General features: G+C 38.4%; 14 protein-coding genes. 13 read left to right on the top strand and 1 reads right to left on the bottom strand.

The window, feature by feature from the left end:
- Nucleotides 1–91 precede the first annotated feature (91 nt).
- Nucleotides 92–1,243: an ATP-dependent RNA helicase RhlB gene (gene rhlB, locus HX129_RS01660; protein WP_174492955.1), complete on the top strand. Its 1,152-nt coding sequence runs from the start codon at nt 92–94 to the stop codon at nt 1,241–1,243.
- A 90-nt stretch (nt 1,244–1,333) separates the two neighbouring features.
- Here the strand turns inward: rhlB and HX129_RS01665 are convergent, their stop codons facing one another.
- A complete protein-coding gene (locus HX129_RS01665; protein ID WP_130072745.1) occupies nt 1,334–1,714 on the bottom strand; it encodes a hypothetical protein in 381 nt (126 codons plus the stop codon).
- Between the two features lie 209 nt (nt 1,715–1,923).
- Here HX129_RS01665 and HX129_RS01670 point away from each other — a divergent pair, with 209 nt between their 5' ends.
- From HX129_RS01670 to HX129_RS01725, 12 genes are all read left to right on the top strand, one after another.
- Entirely contained in the window at nt 1,924–2,508 is a 585-nt protein-coding gene (locus HX129_RS01670) for a nitroreductase family protein (RefSeq protein WP_286433385.1), read from the top strand.
- 56 nt (nt 2,509–2,564) lie between these two features.
- Complete coding sequence (locus tag HX129_RS01675; RefSeq protein ID WP_130072743.1) at nt 2,565–3,638, top strand: NAD(P)H-dependent glycerol-3-phosphate dehydrogenase; 1,074 nt, start codon at nt 2,565–2,567, stop codon at nt 3,636–3,638.
- Nucleotides 3,639–3,709: 71 nt separating this feature from the next.
- A complete protein-coding gene (gene sixA, locus HX129_RS01680; RefSeq protein ID WP_174492954.1) occupies nt 3,710–4,165 on the top strand; it encodes a phosphohistidine phosphatase SixA in 456 nt (151 codons plus the stop codon).
- 39 nt (nt 4,166–4,204) lie between these two features.
- Entirely contained in the window at nt 4,205–5,347 is a 1,143-nt protein-coding gene (gspL, locus tag HX129_RS01685; protein ID WP_286433382.1) for a type II secretion system protein GspL, read from the top strand.
- Nucleotides 5,347–5,826 carry a type II secretion system protein M gene (locus HX129_RS01690; RefSeq protein WP_130072740.1) on the top strand — a complete coding sequence of 160 codons (480 nt, stop codon included), beginning with the start codon at nt 5,347–5,349 and terminating at the stop codon, nt 5,824–5,826. Before gspL ends, HX129_RS01690 begins: the two co-directional genes overlap by 1 nt.
- A 90-nt stretch (nt 5,827–5,916) precedes the next feature.
- Complete coding sequence (locus HX129_RS01695) at nt 5,917–6,921, top strand: quinone-dependent dihydroorotate dehydrogenase (RefSeq protein WP_130072739.1); 1,005 nt, start codon at nt 5,917–5,919, stop codon at nt 6,919–6,921.
- Nucleotide 6,922: 1 nt separating this feature from the next.
- A complete protein-coding gene (locus HX129_RS01700) occupies nt 6,923–7,513 on the top strand; it encodes a CvpA family protein (RefSeq protein WP_130072738.1) in 591 nt (196 codons plus the stop codon).
- Nucleotides 7,514–7,537: 24 nt separating this feature from the next.
- The gene (gene purF / locus HX129_RS01705; protein ID WP_174492952.1) at nt 7,538–9,082 is read left to right on the top strand and encodes an amidophosphoribosyltransferase; all 1,545 of its coding nucleotides are present in this window, start codon (nt 7,538–7,540) and stop codon (nt 9,080–9,082) included.
- A gap of 133 nt (nt 9,083–9,215) precedes the next feature.
- Nucleotides 9,216–11,105, top strand: coding sequence for a M48 family metalloprotease (locus HX129_RS01710; protein WP_130073038.1), 1,890 nt, complete (start codon nt 9,216–9,218; stop codon nt 11,103–11,105).
- A gap of 144 nt (nt 11,106–11,249) precedes the next feature.
- A complete protein-coding gene (locus tag HX129_RS01715; protein ID WP_286433379.1) occupies nt 11,250–11,954 on the top strand; it encodes a hypothetical protein in 705 nt (234 codons plus the stop codon).
- A gap of 40 nt (nt 11,955–11,994) precedes the next feature.
- Nucleotides 11,995–12,966: a 2-hydroxyacid dehydrogenase gene (locus tag HX129_RS01720; RefSeq protein ID WP_180044748.1), complete on the top strand. Its 972-nt coding sequence runs from the start codon at nt 11,995–11,997 to the stop codon at nt 12,964–12,966.
- A gap of 88 nt (nt 12,967–13,054) precedes the next feature.
- Nucleotides 13,055–14,494, top strand: coding sequence for a M48 family metalloprotease (locus tag HX129_RS01725; protein ID WP_372405097.1), 1,440 nt, complete (start codon nt 13,055–13,057; stop codon nt 14,492–14,494).
- Nucleotides 14,495–14,549: the final 55 nt, after the last annotated feature.

Genomic DNA, 14,549 nt, shown 5'->3' on the forward strand with positions numbered 1-14,549 from the left:
AATTTTAATGAATTGGGGCGTTTTTGTTTATGGTCATCTTTGTTTATAATAACCACATTATTTCAGTCGTTAATAGTTAGAGCACGTATATATGTCATCAGGTTTTGAAACCCTAAATTTACATCCACAACTGAAGCAAGCGATTGATAGTTTAGGGTTTAAAGAAATGACCCCCATTCAGCAAAAAGTATTGAAATATACTTTGGCAGGACATGATGCGATTGGGCGTGCGCAAACAGGAACAGGAAAAACAGCTGCATTTTTAGTCAGTATTATTAATGATTTACTCAATAATCCAATTAAAGAAAAGCGTTTTCGTGGTGAGCCACGAGCTTTAATTCTTGCACCAACACGTGAGTTGGCGATTCAAATCGAAAATGATGCGCGTGAATTGGTTAAGTTTTCAAATTTAAACGTGCTAACTTTGGTCGGTGGTGTAGATTTTGACAAACAACGTAAGCAACTAGATGAAGCATTCGTTGATATTCTTGTTGCAACACCTGGACGTTTGATTGATTTTACAGAACAAAAAGAAGTTTGGTTGGATCAAATTGAATTTTTGGTCATTGATGAGGCTGACCGGTTGTTGGATATGGGTTTTATTCCATCGGTAAAGCGCATTGTGCGATATTCACCACGAAAAGAACAACGTCAAACTTTATTATTTTCTGCAACCTTTAGTTATGATGTGTTGAATCTAGCACAACAATGGTTGTATGAGCCTGTCACAGTTGAAATTGAACCTGAAAAGAAAACCAATGCAGATGTAGAGCAACGTGTTTATGTGGTTGAAAATCGTGATAAGTATAAATTATTACGTGAAATATTAAGTGATGAACCGATTGAAAAAGTAATGATCTTTGCAAATCGTCGTGATCAAGTACGTAAATTATATGACCACTTAAAACGGGATCATTATAAGGTCGTGATGTTATCAGGTGAGATTGCGCAGGACAAACGCTTGAAAATGTTAGACCAATTTAAAAATGGGCAACACAATATCATGATCGCAACCGATGTGGCAGGTCGTGGGATTCATGTTGATGGTGTGTCACATGTGATTAATTTTACGTTGCCTGAACAGTCTGATGATTATGTGCATCGTATTGGTCGTACAGGTCGTGCGGGTACACAAGGCGTTAGTATTAGTTTCTTGTCTGAAGATGATGCTTTTTATTTACCTGAGATTGAAAAAGCGATTGGTCAAAAATTACCTTTAACTCGTTTAGAGGGTTATTGTTAATTCATTGCTGATTAAATACGTCAAATCGTGTGAATGATTCTTGCTGAAAACCGCTCAAATTTGAGCGGTTTTTTGTTTTAAATTAGAATTTTAAAGTTTTGATTGGCAGCTAAAGGTGAGCGTGGTTTGGTAATCTGTGTCTTTTTCAATACCTCCTTTACCAATGACTGAACCTAAAACACCTGCTGCTGCGGTAATCATTTTGCCGGTTTGTTCGTCAAATACACCTTTTAATGCACCATTAAATTCAACTTTTTCGTCTACAACAACAGGTGCTGCTTTTTTACCACAGGCATTATTTGCTGCGGTAATGGCATTATTTTTAGAAATAATTTGGCTTTTACCCAAACCTGTTACTTCATATTGATTATTGGGTTTTTGAATCGCTTGAGTTTGTGTGGGGTTTGAGCTACACGCTGTAAACAAAACAGCGCTGGATAACATAGATGCGATTACAAGAGTTTTTTTCATAAATCCGCCCTAAAAATCTTAAATAGAAAGATGATGATATTGCAGCATAGGAATGCAAATAAAAATGTCCAAATATGTATTAAAAATGATGCTTTGTATGGTAATCCTGTGAAATACGAAGAATTGTGCAAGGTAAATTCAGTAAATAGCATGATTTTCTGAAAGTTTATGCTAATCTTGTTGGAAAAGGTTTTTGTAGAACATGGTTAATGATGGATTCAAATCTTCAAATTGTGCATCAAAATATTCATCAACGTCAGTCCGTTGGGCATTTGATTGAGCCTGCACCAAATGCAGCGCAATTGGAGATGGCATTTCAAGCTGCTTTGACTGCGCCTGACCATCATCGCCTCAAACCAACACGTTTTATTGTGGTGGCAGGAGAGCAACGTCAAGCTTTTGGTGAATTGCTAGCACAAGCGATCCAAGACTTGGGTGAGGTCGATGCTGCGCAAGTAGAGCGCGTGAAGCATCATCCATTTCGTGCACCTTTATTAATCTTGGCAGTGACTAAAATTGTAGAGCATCAAAAGGTTCCCGAATTTGAACAAATTTTAAGTACTGGTGCAGCGGTGCAGAATTTACTACTTTCTTTACAAGCGCAAGGTTTTGCAAGCATGTGGCGTAGTGGTGCTGTGGTAGAGTCTGCATTATTAAAAACAAAATTAGGTTTAAATGTGCATGATCTGATTTCAGGAATTATTTATGTGGGAACTGCTGCGAAAGTCATCGGACCACGTGCTGAACAAAGTACACATAATTATGTGAGTACTTGGCAGGTAGATCAAAGCTAAAATATAAAGATAGAAATCAGTGTTAATCTCAATAGTGATAAATCAGGATAACAATAATGTCAGAGCTTAAATTTACGGATTTGGTTGAACCCGTAGTGTTGAATCAAAAAACTGCATTGCGTGTCACTGTTCTAGGTGGTGGTAGTTTTGGAACTGCGATGGCAAATACAGCCACCCGTAATGGCTGTGATACAATCATTTGGATTCGTGATGAAAATGTTGCAGCAGAAATGAATGCAACGCATGTGAATAAACGTTATTTGCCTGATTATCCTTTAGAAATGGGCTTGAAAGCAGAATCCAATTTAGAAAAAGCAGTTCGTGATCGTGATATTATTTTAGTGGCGATTCCAAGTCATTCTTTTCGTGATGTTTTAAAGCAAATTAAGCCTTTTATTAGTTCACAAGCTGTGGTGTCTTTGACCAAAGGGATTGAAGCAAAAAGCTTTTGCTTTATGAGTGATATTATTTGTGAAGAATTACCAGAAGTACCTTATGGTGTGCTATCGGGACCAAATTTAGCCAAAGAAATTATGGCAGGGCAGCCAGCTGGAACTGTGATCGCTAGTGATTCTGAGTTAGTGCGCTATGCCGTGCAGCAAGCCTTACATAGTGCTTTGTTCCGTGTTTTTGCCAGTGATGATGTGCATGGGGTTGAGCTCGGTGGTGCGCTGAAAAATATTTATGCTGTGGCAATGGGTATGGCAGCAGCTTATAAGGTGGGTGAAAATACCAAAAGTATGATTTTGACTCGTGCTTTGGCGGAAATGAGTCGTTTTGCAGTCAAACTGGGTGCCAATCCATTAACATTTTTAGGTTTGTCTGGTGTGGGGGATTTATTCGCCACTTGTAACAGTCCACTCAGTCGTAATTATCAAGTGGGTTTTGCGTTAGGTTCGGGAAAAACCTTGCAACAAGCAACCAAAGAGCTCGGGCAAACTGCTGAAGGGATTAATACGATTATGCAAGTGAATACTCGTGCAAAAGAATTGGATGTATATATGCCAATTACCACAGCACTGCATGAAGTGATTTTTGAAGGTGCACCACCGTTAAATATTGCGGTTTCTTTAATGAAAAATGGACATCGCAGTGATGTTGAGTTTGTATTGCCGCATCATGCGGTTTAAAAAATGCGAAACGGAGATAGTGTTGTCATAAAGAATGGGTATAATTCATTGCAAAGCCATAAGGAAATTTTATGCAACTGACTTTAGTGCGTCATGGTGAAGCAGCACCACCTTTGAATGGAAATGATTATAAACGTCCACTCACTGAGCGTGGTCATGCACAAGCTCAACAAACAGCAGATTTCTTAAAAGATATAGTGAAACCTGATATTTTTGTGGTGAGTCCATTGTTGCGTGCGCAGGAAACCTTAGCACATCTTCAAAAACACTTTCACGATGTAAATGTGTTGATCTGTGATAAGATCAAACCAGATGATGATGCCAAACAAGCCATTGATTGGTTGGCGCAATTACCTTTTGAAAATATTGTGGTTGTGTGTCACATGAATGTGGTTGCTCATATTGCAGAGCAATTAACCCATGAAAATTTTCATCCATATGCATTGGCAGAAGCTCGAATCTATGAGCAAAGCGTCATTGCACAAGGATTATCTACACAACAAAAAGCCTTTATTCCAACAGTATAAAAGTCTTTTAAAAACAAATTACACGGCAGAACACAAGCAATGTTGTATTTATGGATGCCAGAAGCCGATGGAGTTTGGCAATGGTCTCGTGGTGAAGAATGGAAAACGGCTGCAACGCTTGAGCAAGTGATTCAAGTGTTGAAAGAACATCAAGCACAAGAAGCAGTTGTTTATTTTCCAAGTCGTGAAGTGCAAATTCTTCAACAAGAATTAAGCAAAGAGCAGTATAAAAAATTAGGTCAAGATGGCTTAAAATATTTACTAGAAGAATATGTCATTGTTCCAATTGATCAGATGAAGGTGTTTTCACATTTTCAAGCACCGAATCAAGTGACTATCTTGGGGATCAATCAGCACGCTGTCACTACGATGCAGCATTCATTGTCATTATTGCCTGTAAAAATTGTTTCATTATTACCGGACTTCTTGATTTTACCTGTACCAACTGAGCATCAAACTGTGCTTGCTCATTTAAATGGTCGTTTATTGGTGCGTGAAAATGAATGGGCGGGCAATTCTATAGATGATTTAGGTGTGTATTTAGAGTATGCAGCAAAAGAGCGTCATTATAAATATGCGCAACTCACAGCAGAACAGTTAGAAAGTGTGTCTGCAATGACCACTTCGGATTGCTTAGAGCCGTTTAATTATCAATTTTTTGTACCGAAAAAAGCGAAAAATCATCCCTTTAATGTTTTGCCAAAAGCCAAAGAGTCAAATGGTGCTGTGTCAGGTTATTGGAAGGCATGTGCACTGCTATGTGTGGCTTTGATTGCTGTGCAATTGAGTTTTGATGCGTTGCGCTGGGTAAAGCTGAAAAAGGTCGCAGATCAGACAGCAGTGATTGCTATAGATCAGTATAAATCTTGGTTTGGTGCAAATAGTCGGGTGACTGAGCAAAATATTAAAAGTCAATTTGAAAGTAATTTGCGTTTAAGTCAAAGTGCGAATACTCAGGCTTTACAGTTACTGAGCCGTGTTGGACCGATTTTGATGCAGCACCAAATTGTGGCGAATAAAGTCAATTATGATACTGCGATTTTAAATATGGATTTGGTTGCGAATAGTTCGGATAAATTACAGACTTTGGTGCAGCAGTTGAATCAACAAGGTTTTAAAGCAGAACTTGGTGCGATTCAAACGCAAGGTGCTTCAGTGGTTGGCTTGGTGAAAATACAATAATGAAAGCATTTGAAAATATCCAAAATAAGTTTGATGCTTTAGCAGATCAAATCTCAGATCAGCTTGATAAAATGACAGTGCGTGAGCGTGTAATGGTGATTTTCACCACGATTTTTGTGACCGTCGCAATCATTGGTTCAGCATTGTGGTATACGCATCGGGCAGCAGAAAATCAACAAAAGCGTTTAAATGAGCTTAAAGACCTCGTGGTTTGGATGCAAAGTAATGTGGTTACGATGAAACCCGCAGATGATTTGTCACTGACTGTACCTGATAAAATCCAGCGTGTGGCTCAACAACAAGGTCTTTCGATTGCGAGTCAGCAAGTCGGAGAGCAGTTTCAAATTGTTGGGCAACATGAAAATTATGCCATCTTGGCAAATTTTTTGACACAAATTGCGCAAATGGGTGTCAGTATTGAAAAAATGGAATTAGCGAAAGCGGATGGACAGATTAAATTAACAGCGACAGTGCATTAAGCAGTGAAAATAAAGCAGTGAGAAGCATAGCCTTTTTTCTATACTGTGCCTATAATACGGCAACTTAAAAAGCAGTAGACTTTTGTAGCTATGATGTATTCACTTGCTCGCCCATTGTTGTTTTCTTTAGCACCGGAGCGTGCACATGAACTGACATTATCGTTGTTAAAATCAGCGCATAAAGTCGGTGCAATGCGTCAGAAAATTGCGCCTAAACCTGTCACTTGTATGGGCATTGAGTTTCCAAATCCAGTCGGTCTTGCAGCAGGCTTGGATAAAAATGGTGCATATATTGATGCTTTAGCAGCGTTAGGTTTTGGTTTTATCGAAATCGGTACAATCACACCAAAACCACAAGCAGGTAATCCGCAACCGCGCTTATTTCGTATTCCAGAAGCCAAAGCCATTATAAACCGTATGGGTTTTAATAATGATGGTGTCGATCAATTAGTCGAAAATGTAAAAGCTGCAAAATTTAAGGGCGTTTTAGGCATCAATATTGGTAAAAATGCCACAACACCTGTTGAAGACGCTGTCTCAGATTACCTGATTTGCCTTGAAAAAGTATATGCGTATGCATCATATATTACGGTCAATATCTCATCACCAAATACCAAAAATTTACGCTCATTACAAAGTGGTCATGCACTGACTGAATTACTTGAAACGTTGAAAAAGCGTCAACTTGAACTTGCTCAAGAACATCAGCATTATGTCCCTTTGGTCTTAAAAGTTGCGCCAGATTTAGAACAAAGTGATATTCAGTTTATTGCTTCACAGTTATTAGAATTTAAAATAGACGGTTTAATTGTCACCAATACCACTTTGTCACGTGAAGGAGTTGAAGGTTTACCTTTTGGTGATGAAGCAGGTGGTTTGTCAGGTGCACCAGTTTTTGAAAAAAGTACAGCATGTTTGGCAGCATTTGCAAAGATCTTAAAAGATCAGATTCCGCTTATTGGTGTGGGTGGAATTTTATCAGGTGAACAAGCGGTTGCTAAACAACAAGCAGGTGCAAGTCTAGTACAAATTTACAGTGGTATGATTTATACAGGTCCGGTTTTAATTAAAGATTGCGTTGACGCTATGACCTAAAATGAACACCGTAGATATTATTGTACTTATACTCTTGCTCATTGGAGGGCTAAACGGTTTGCGAAAAGGATTTGTTAATGCCTTTGCGAACTTAGTGGGTTGGGTTTTTGCACTCATTGTTGCAGCAAAATATTCAGCTATTTTCGCGCCCACCATGAGCGTACTCAGTCAAGATCCTGTAGTACAAAAAATTGCTGCATTTGCATTTATTGTCTTAATTATTGTGGTATTGACATGGATCGTAACTGCATTACTGAATAAAATTTTAAAGACGTTTAAGCTTGGACCACTCAATCGTTTAGCGGGTGGCACATTAGGTACCTTGAAAGGTTTGTTCATCGTCCTCATAACAATGCAAGGTTTAGGACCTTGGGTGGAAAGTTCACCTGTATGGAAACAGTCTAAAGTTATTCAAACACTTTTGCCTTATGCGCCTTTAGCAACAGCTCTGTCTAAAGATGCGGCAAATGAAGCGTTGAATCATATTCATTCTGAAGATTATCCTAAGGATGCTTCAAAAACGGAGTCTTCGAGTCAGTCTTCCTCGTCAGAAGATCGCTCAATACACTCAACTAAGAACCCATTTTATTAATCCTAGCTGGTCTGCGAGGTAGCTATGTGTGGAGTCGTTGGTATAGCCGGTAAGTCACCTGTTAACCAAATGTTATTTGATGCGTTAACGATGTTACAACATCGAGGACAGGATGCAGCTGGGATTGTAACTTGTCATAACGGTCGATTATTTCTCAGAAAAGACAATGGTATGGTGCGCGATGTATTCCATACTCGTCATATGCGTGCATTATTAGGTAACTATGGAATTGGGCATGTACGTTATCCAACGGCAGGTTCATCAAGTAGTGCTGAAGCACAGCCATTTTATGTGAACTCGCCGTATGGAATTACGCTTGCACATAATGGTAATTTGACCAATGCAGCTGATATTCATGATGATTTATTCAAAACTGACTTGCGTCATATGAATACAGATTCTGATTCAGAAGTTTTACTTAACGTGTTTGCGCATGAGTTGCAAAAATGCGGTACTTTAGAGCCAAAACCTGAAGATATTTTCCACACAGTAAAACGTGTGCATGAGCGCTGTAAGGGTGCTTATGGTGTGGTTGCCATGATTACTGGGCATGGGATCGTGGGTTTTCGTGATCCGAATGGGATTCGTCCATTGATTTATGGTTCACGTGAGCTTGAGACGGGTGAAAAAGAATATATCATTGCGTCTGAATCAGTGGCAATTACTGCACTTGGTTTTAAAGTAGAGCGTGATATTGCCCCAGGTGAGGCGGTGTTTATTGACGCACAGGGTCAACTATTTACCCAACAGTGTGCAGACAATTCACGTTATCGCCCATGTATTTTTGAATATGTTTATTTTGCACGTCCAGACGCCATCATTGATGGTATTTCAGTGTATAAAGCGCGTTTGAAAATGGGTGAGACTTTAGCGCAGAAAATTTTACGTGACTGGGGTGAGCAACACGATATTGATGTTGTTATTCCGATTCCAGATACAAGCCGTACTTCTGCATTAGAGTTGGCAAATGCTTTAGGTGTGAAATTCCGTGAAGGGTTTATGAAAAACCGTTATATCGGTCGTACCTTTATCATGCCAGGACAGCAACAACGTAAAAAGTCTGTACGTCAAAAACTCAACCCTGTAGAGCTTGAGTTTAAAGGTAAAAATGTACTCTTGGTCGATGACTCAATCGTTCGTGGTACAACGTGTAATGAAATCATTCAAATGGCACGTGATGCTGGTGCGAAGAAAGTGTATTTTGCTTCTGCTGCGCCGATGGTGAAATATCCAAATGTGTACGGTATTGATATGCCTGTGAAGTCGGAGTTGATCGCATCGAATCGTAGTGTTGAAGAAATTCAAGAGATTATTGGTGCAGATCGCTTAATTTTCCAAGATTTGGAAGATTTAAAAACTGCGGTAAAAACCAGCAAAGTGCCTGAAGTACAAGACTTTGATTGTTCTGTATTTGATGGAGTTTATGTCACAGGTGATATTGATACCGCATATTTAGATGATTTGGCGATGAGTCGTAACGACTTAGCGAAAAAGCAAAAAGATGGTTATATTGATGTCAATATTGATGCAGCATCAGTCGATCTCAGTGGTATTAAAGAAAGTTCTTAATTCTTAAAGTAGAATTAAACTGTTAAAAAAGCGGGGCATTCCCGCTTTTTTGCGCTATGATATTTTTCATCAAAAAATCTGATGATATGATTTTTTATTTCAATATCCTAACAATGTAATGAGGATGCTTACATTGAAAGATGTCAGTCATTATTTAATAAAAAACAAGAATATACTTTGGTCTGCAAGTATTTGTTCTGTTGCAGTGCTCATTACTATTTTTATTTTAAATACTGTTTTAGGGTTGTTGGTTCATTATGTACATCCTTCGGAATCAATTTTTTGGCACGTTCTTAGTCCATTTTGCGTGAGTTTGTTGCTGATCGTGATTTTAGGCTCAATCGTTTATGAGTTTTATATTTTTCGTGCAGGTGGACATTCATTAGCGAAACAGCTTAAAGCACGACGCTTAAATTTAATAGAAAGTACGCCAGAAGAAAATATTGCCTTAAAAATTACGGAAAAATTAGCACAAAATTTTGATATTGATAGTCCAACTGTATATGTTTTACCTGATGAAATTGGTGTAAATGCTTTAACAGCGGGATTTCATCCACGAGATACTGTAATTATTTTAACTTGGGGGGCGTTACAAAACCTTGATGAATTAGAGCTTTATGGTTTATTGGGGCATGAGTTCAACCAAATTTTATCAGGTGAAGCTAAAGAAAATACTCGTCTGAAAATTTTGTATAGTGGCTTAACGTCTTTTAGTCAGATTGGCAGTAAAATTGCCAAACAAGGTTTTGCTGTGTATGAGAAAGGTCGCCGCCACAAGTTTGAAACAAGTTTTGTTGCAATTGGGGGGGTGATTTGGCTCATTGGTAGTATGGGGATTTTGATTTCTCGTTTGATTAAATATTTTACTTTGGGTGGGCGAACGTTTTATAACGATTATAAAACCAAACGCTTGATGTTAAATAATGCCAATATACAAACATTGTTGCGAATCTATGTACATCATGCAGGGTCACAGATTCATAGTGAATATTCAGAATCAATTGCGCACATGTGTTTTGCAAACTCACTCAGTCCACAAAGTTGGTTGAATATTCACCCTAGTATTGAAGATCGCATTTATGAGTTGAATCCCACATTATTACAAGATTTACAAATTGAAAATTTGAAAAAATTACGTAGTCAGCCTTTATTTGTGTTGATGCGTCCTTTAGAAGAATTAAATACAGAAATTTATACACCGTGGATTTCGCCACAGCCTTTGCCTTTAATTCGTTTATCTCCGATTAGTTTTGCATTGAACGATGCGATTAAACCATTAAATTCTGAAGTTCGACGACAAATGCAACGCCCAGATTTGTTGCAACGGGCGATGCAAACCCCCACAGGTTCACGTGAAGTGATGGTGGCCATTTTGATGATTCGACAATATCGAGAATTTATTCCATCTAATGCGGAGGTGAGCCGTGCAATTGTAGATGCGCTTTTACATTTGGATGGGCGGGTACATATCCAAATTTTTCATGATGCATGTGCCAATTTGGGCAATATGCCTGCAACGAGCGCACGTCAATTTGTGACTAAACTGGCTAAAATTATTCAAGAAGATGGGGAGATTGGTTTACTGGATGCTTTGCTGATTGAGCGAGTTAAAGCAGAACTGCATCTCTTACCTATTCATACACCTTCCTCTTTAGAGATTGTTAAACCGCAGATTGTACGTTTGATTGATGCTTTACTCCATGTACAGCAGATTAATAGTGAAAATCAACTGGAAGCACGCTATCACATTTTACAGCGTGTTCTGAGTAAAGAAGAACTTGAATTATTCCGTGAAATTTCAGATGAACCCATTGATCTCAGTGAGATTCTAAATGATATTGCGGGATTGTTATTGCGAGATCGGTTGAGTATTTTGGGTGTTGCAGAAGTGTGTTTGTGGAATGACCGCATTATTACCCAAGATGAATTGGATGTTTTAGAACTCTTGTATTGGCGTTTAGGTTTTGAAACTGAAGAAATTGTGGATCAGATGCAAAAGAAAAATAGTGTGATGATTATCTAAATTTTCTGATTTTAAAATTTGATCTGTAGTGACAATATGAAGGCTTAAAAGTATTGCTGTTTAAATGTGCAGGCAAATATAAAACACAACAAAAATATGCAAAGCTCGGTAGAATATGCATCGAATAGAAAGTTGAATAATGTGATGAATGTGAACGTACAGGAACACCAGCGAAGTATTTTGGCTGCAATGGGGATTGATCTTTGGATTCCCAAGAAAGATGTGTCTGTACGTCACGTACAAAACCAATTATACCGTGATGTTGCGGCGCAAGAGATCACTTCAAATCTCCAATTTAATGTTGATCGTGCCACATCTGAAACACCAAAAGCACCGTTAAATCCTGTCTTAGACCTTCAGCAATTCGCTACTCAAGCGCAATCTGCTCGAGTGGATTCGATTCAAGATGCATCTTTAACAACAGGTCAAACTGTTACAGTTGTTGAAACAGCACAAAAAAATATTGTTAATGAAATAGTTGAAGCGCAAACAATCGCAGCATTTGAGTTACAGGCTTTTTGCTTGAAAAGTTGTGTGATGATCATCGATGCAACACAGATAAATGCAGCGCAACAAAAACTTTGGTTGAATATTCAGAATGTATTACTCGGTGAGTATTTTGAGTTGAAGTGGCCATTTCCAATCTTGCAATTTCAAGATGGTCGTGGTGTTTCGATGTATATTCAAGGCTTTTTGGATGCGCTCAGACAAGATAAAGTTGTCCTGAGTTTAGGTGAGATTCCACATTTGCATAATGCGGATATTATTCAGTTGGCAAGTTTGCAAGAGATGTTGCAACAACCAAAATTAAAACGTCGTTTATGGCAATTTATGCAACAATCGCAGTAGATTAAACATTTAAGAAAAGAAGGCACAACAGGGATAGGTGATGCAGAAAAAAGTGATCGTATTTAGCCAAATTGATGCTGATGTTTTAGCAACATTGCAAGCACAGTATCACGTGGTTGTGATTAATCCTAAGATGGGTGATGTGAATGAGCAAATTCGTCAACATGTTGTGGATGCCGATGCAATGATTGGTGCAGGGCGTTTGTTAAATGAAACTAATTTAGCACCTGCACAAAAATTAAAAATTATTTCATCGGTGAGTGTCGGCTATGATAATTATGATGTGGCTTATTTAAATCAAAAGAAAATTTGGCTGAGTAATACACCACATGTACTGACTGAAACTACAGCAGATTTAGCATTTACGTTGCTGATGAGTGCTGCACGAAAAGTCCCAAGTTTGGATCAGTGGACGAAGCAAGGTGAGTGGAAGCGTACAGTCAGTGGGGCGCAGTTTGGGCAAGAAATTTTTGGTAAAACACTTGGAATTGTTGGTTTAGGTCATATTGGTGAAGCCATTGCACGGCGGGGTTTTCATGGTTTTAATATGAATATTTTGTATCATAATCGGCGTGAAAAATTAGAATTGGCACAACCACTCAATGCACAATACCGTAGTCTAAAAGATTTATTGCAACAGTCTGATTTTGTCGTGGTTGCTGTAGACTTAAATGCAGAATCTAAAGCATTGATCAATGCAGAAGCATTTGATTTGATGCAAAAACATGCGGTCTTTGTGAATATCTCTCGCGGCTCAGTCGTAGATGAACAGGCTTTAATTGATGCCTTGCAACAGCACAAAATTTTTGCTGCAGGTTTGGATGTCTATCAAAAAGAACCATTACAACAGTCGCCATTATTTGACTTAGAAAATGTGGTGACGTTGCCTCATATTGGGTCAGCAACGGCTGAAACACGACAAAAAATGGTGAAGTTGGCTTATCAAAATCTTGTTGATGCACTTGAAGATCGTGTACCCCGTTATTTGGTCAATGAAAATTTTTCTAGCTAAAATGTCGTTAAAAAACTGCTACATTTTGCCTCGAATTTGTGCTAATTCCAATGCTATAGTGGTAGGAAATATCTGTTAGAGTATGGCATTGAAAAAGATTTTGCTGACATTGGGTTTAAGTTTGAGCTGTACTGTGCATGCAATACAAGACTTTTACCCAATGCATACACCACAAGTGGAAATTCCTGAGATTGGTAGTGGTATCGGCTTAATTGATCAACAAAAAGAAAAAATAATTGGTGAAAAAGTGTATCGAGAGGTACAGCACCAACTGCCCATTGTGCAAAATCCTTGGTTAGAAGACCAATTTATGCTGGTCTTTTCCCGTATTTTAAGTCAAACCCAAATGGGCTCTCCGATTGGTTTAGTGATTGTGAAGGATCCGCAAATTAATGCCTTTGCTGTACCTGGTGGATTATTTGCTTTAAATACGGGAATGGTCACTTCTTCAAAGAATATGGATGAAGTGGTAGGGGTGATGGCACATGAAATTGCCCATGTGACACAGCGTCATTATAGCCGTTCGCAAGAAGCATTTAAGGGACAGGGCTTATTGGCACTTGCTGGCATTATTGTGGGGGCTGCTTTAGCATCTAAGGCAGATGGCGATGTGGGGAGTGCAGTTATGCTGGGCTCTCAAGCCGCATTGATGGATCAACAGCTTATTTATAGTCGTAATCAAGAGCGTGAAGCTGATCGTATTGGTATGCAATTGATGTATGGTGCGGGCTATAATCCACAAAGCATGGCTGATTTTTTTGAAACTATGCACCGTACCACTAGTCGTTTAAGTTTTTTACCTGATTTTTGGTTGACTCATCCCTTAACGAGTGAGCGAATGAGTGAGGCTCGTTTACGTGCCAACCAATTTCCACGAGTGCAAATAAATAATAATCAACAAGAATTTGAGCTGATTAAGTGGTATACAGCGGCAGTTTCGGGACAGACGTCACAACAACAATTAGAGGGTTTAATTCAACAAAATAGTTTTGCTGGACTTTTAGCTGCAAGTGAATTTAATGCACAGCAAGGTGATTATGCCAAAGCACAGGGCTATTTAAATACAGCAAAGAAAATAAATCCTGATCATACTTTGTTGCATATTATTCAAACTGATGTTTATTTAGGGCAAAATAAAATTGAAGATGCTTATCAAGCGATTATCAACAAACAACGTATCATGCCTGAAAACCGTGCTTTAAATTATAAGCTTGCTGAGGTGTATATTCGACAGAATAAAGGGCAAGATGCTGAAAAATTGGTGAATCGTTTTGTCAGCAAAAATAAAACCGATATACAAGGTTGGCAATTATTACAACAAGCTGCAAATTTAGATAAAAATAATCCGTTACGTACAGTGAATGTATTGTATTACCGTGCAGAAGTACAGTATTGGGGGGGGGACGAGGAAAATGCGATTAAATCTTTATTGCATGCACAACGTTTGGCAAAAGGGAATAATGCAATGACCGCACGCATTGATACACGCTTAAAAGTGATGCAAGATGAACGTAAATTAAAGATTTAATTGCACAAAAAATGTTTGAATGTTCACTTTGTAACAAATATAAATATCTATTTTC

The sequence above is a fragment of the Acinetobacter sp. 251-1 genome, assembly GCF_030329305.1.
GTDB lineage: Bacteria > Pseudomonadota > Gammaproteobacteria > Pseudomonadales > Moraxellaceae > Acinetobacter > Acinetobacter piscicola_A.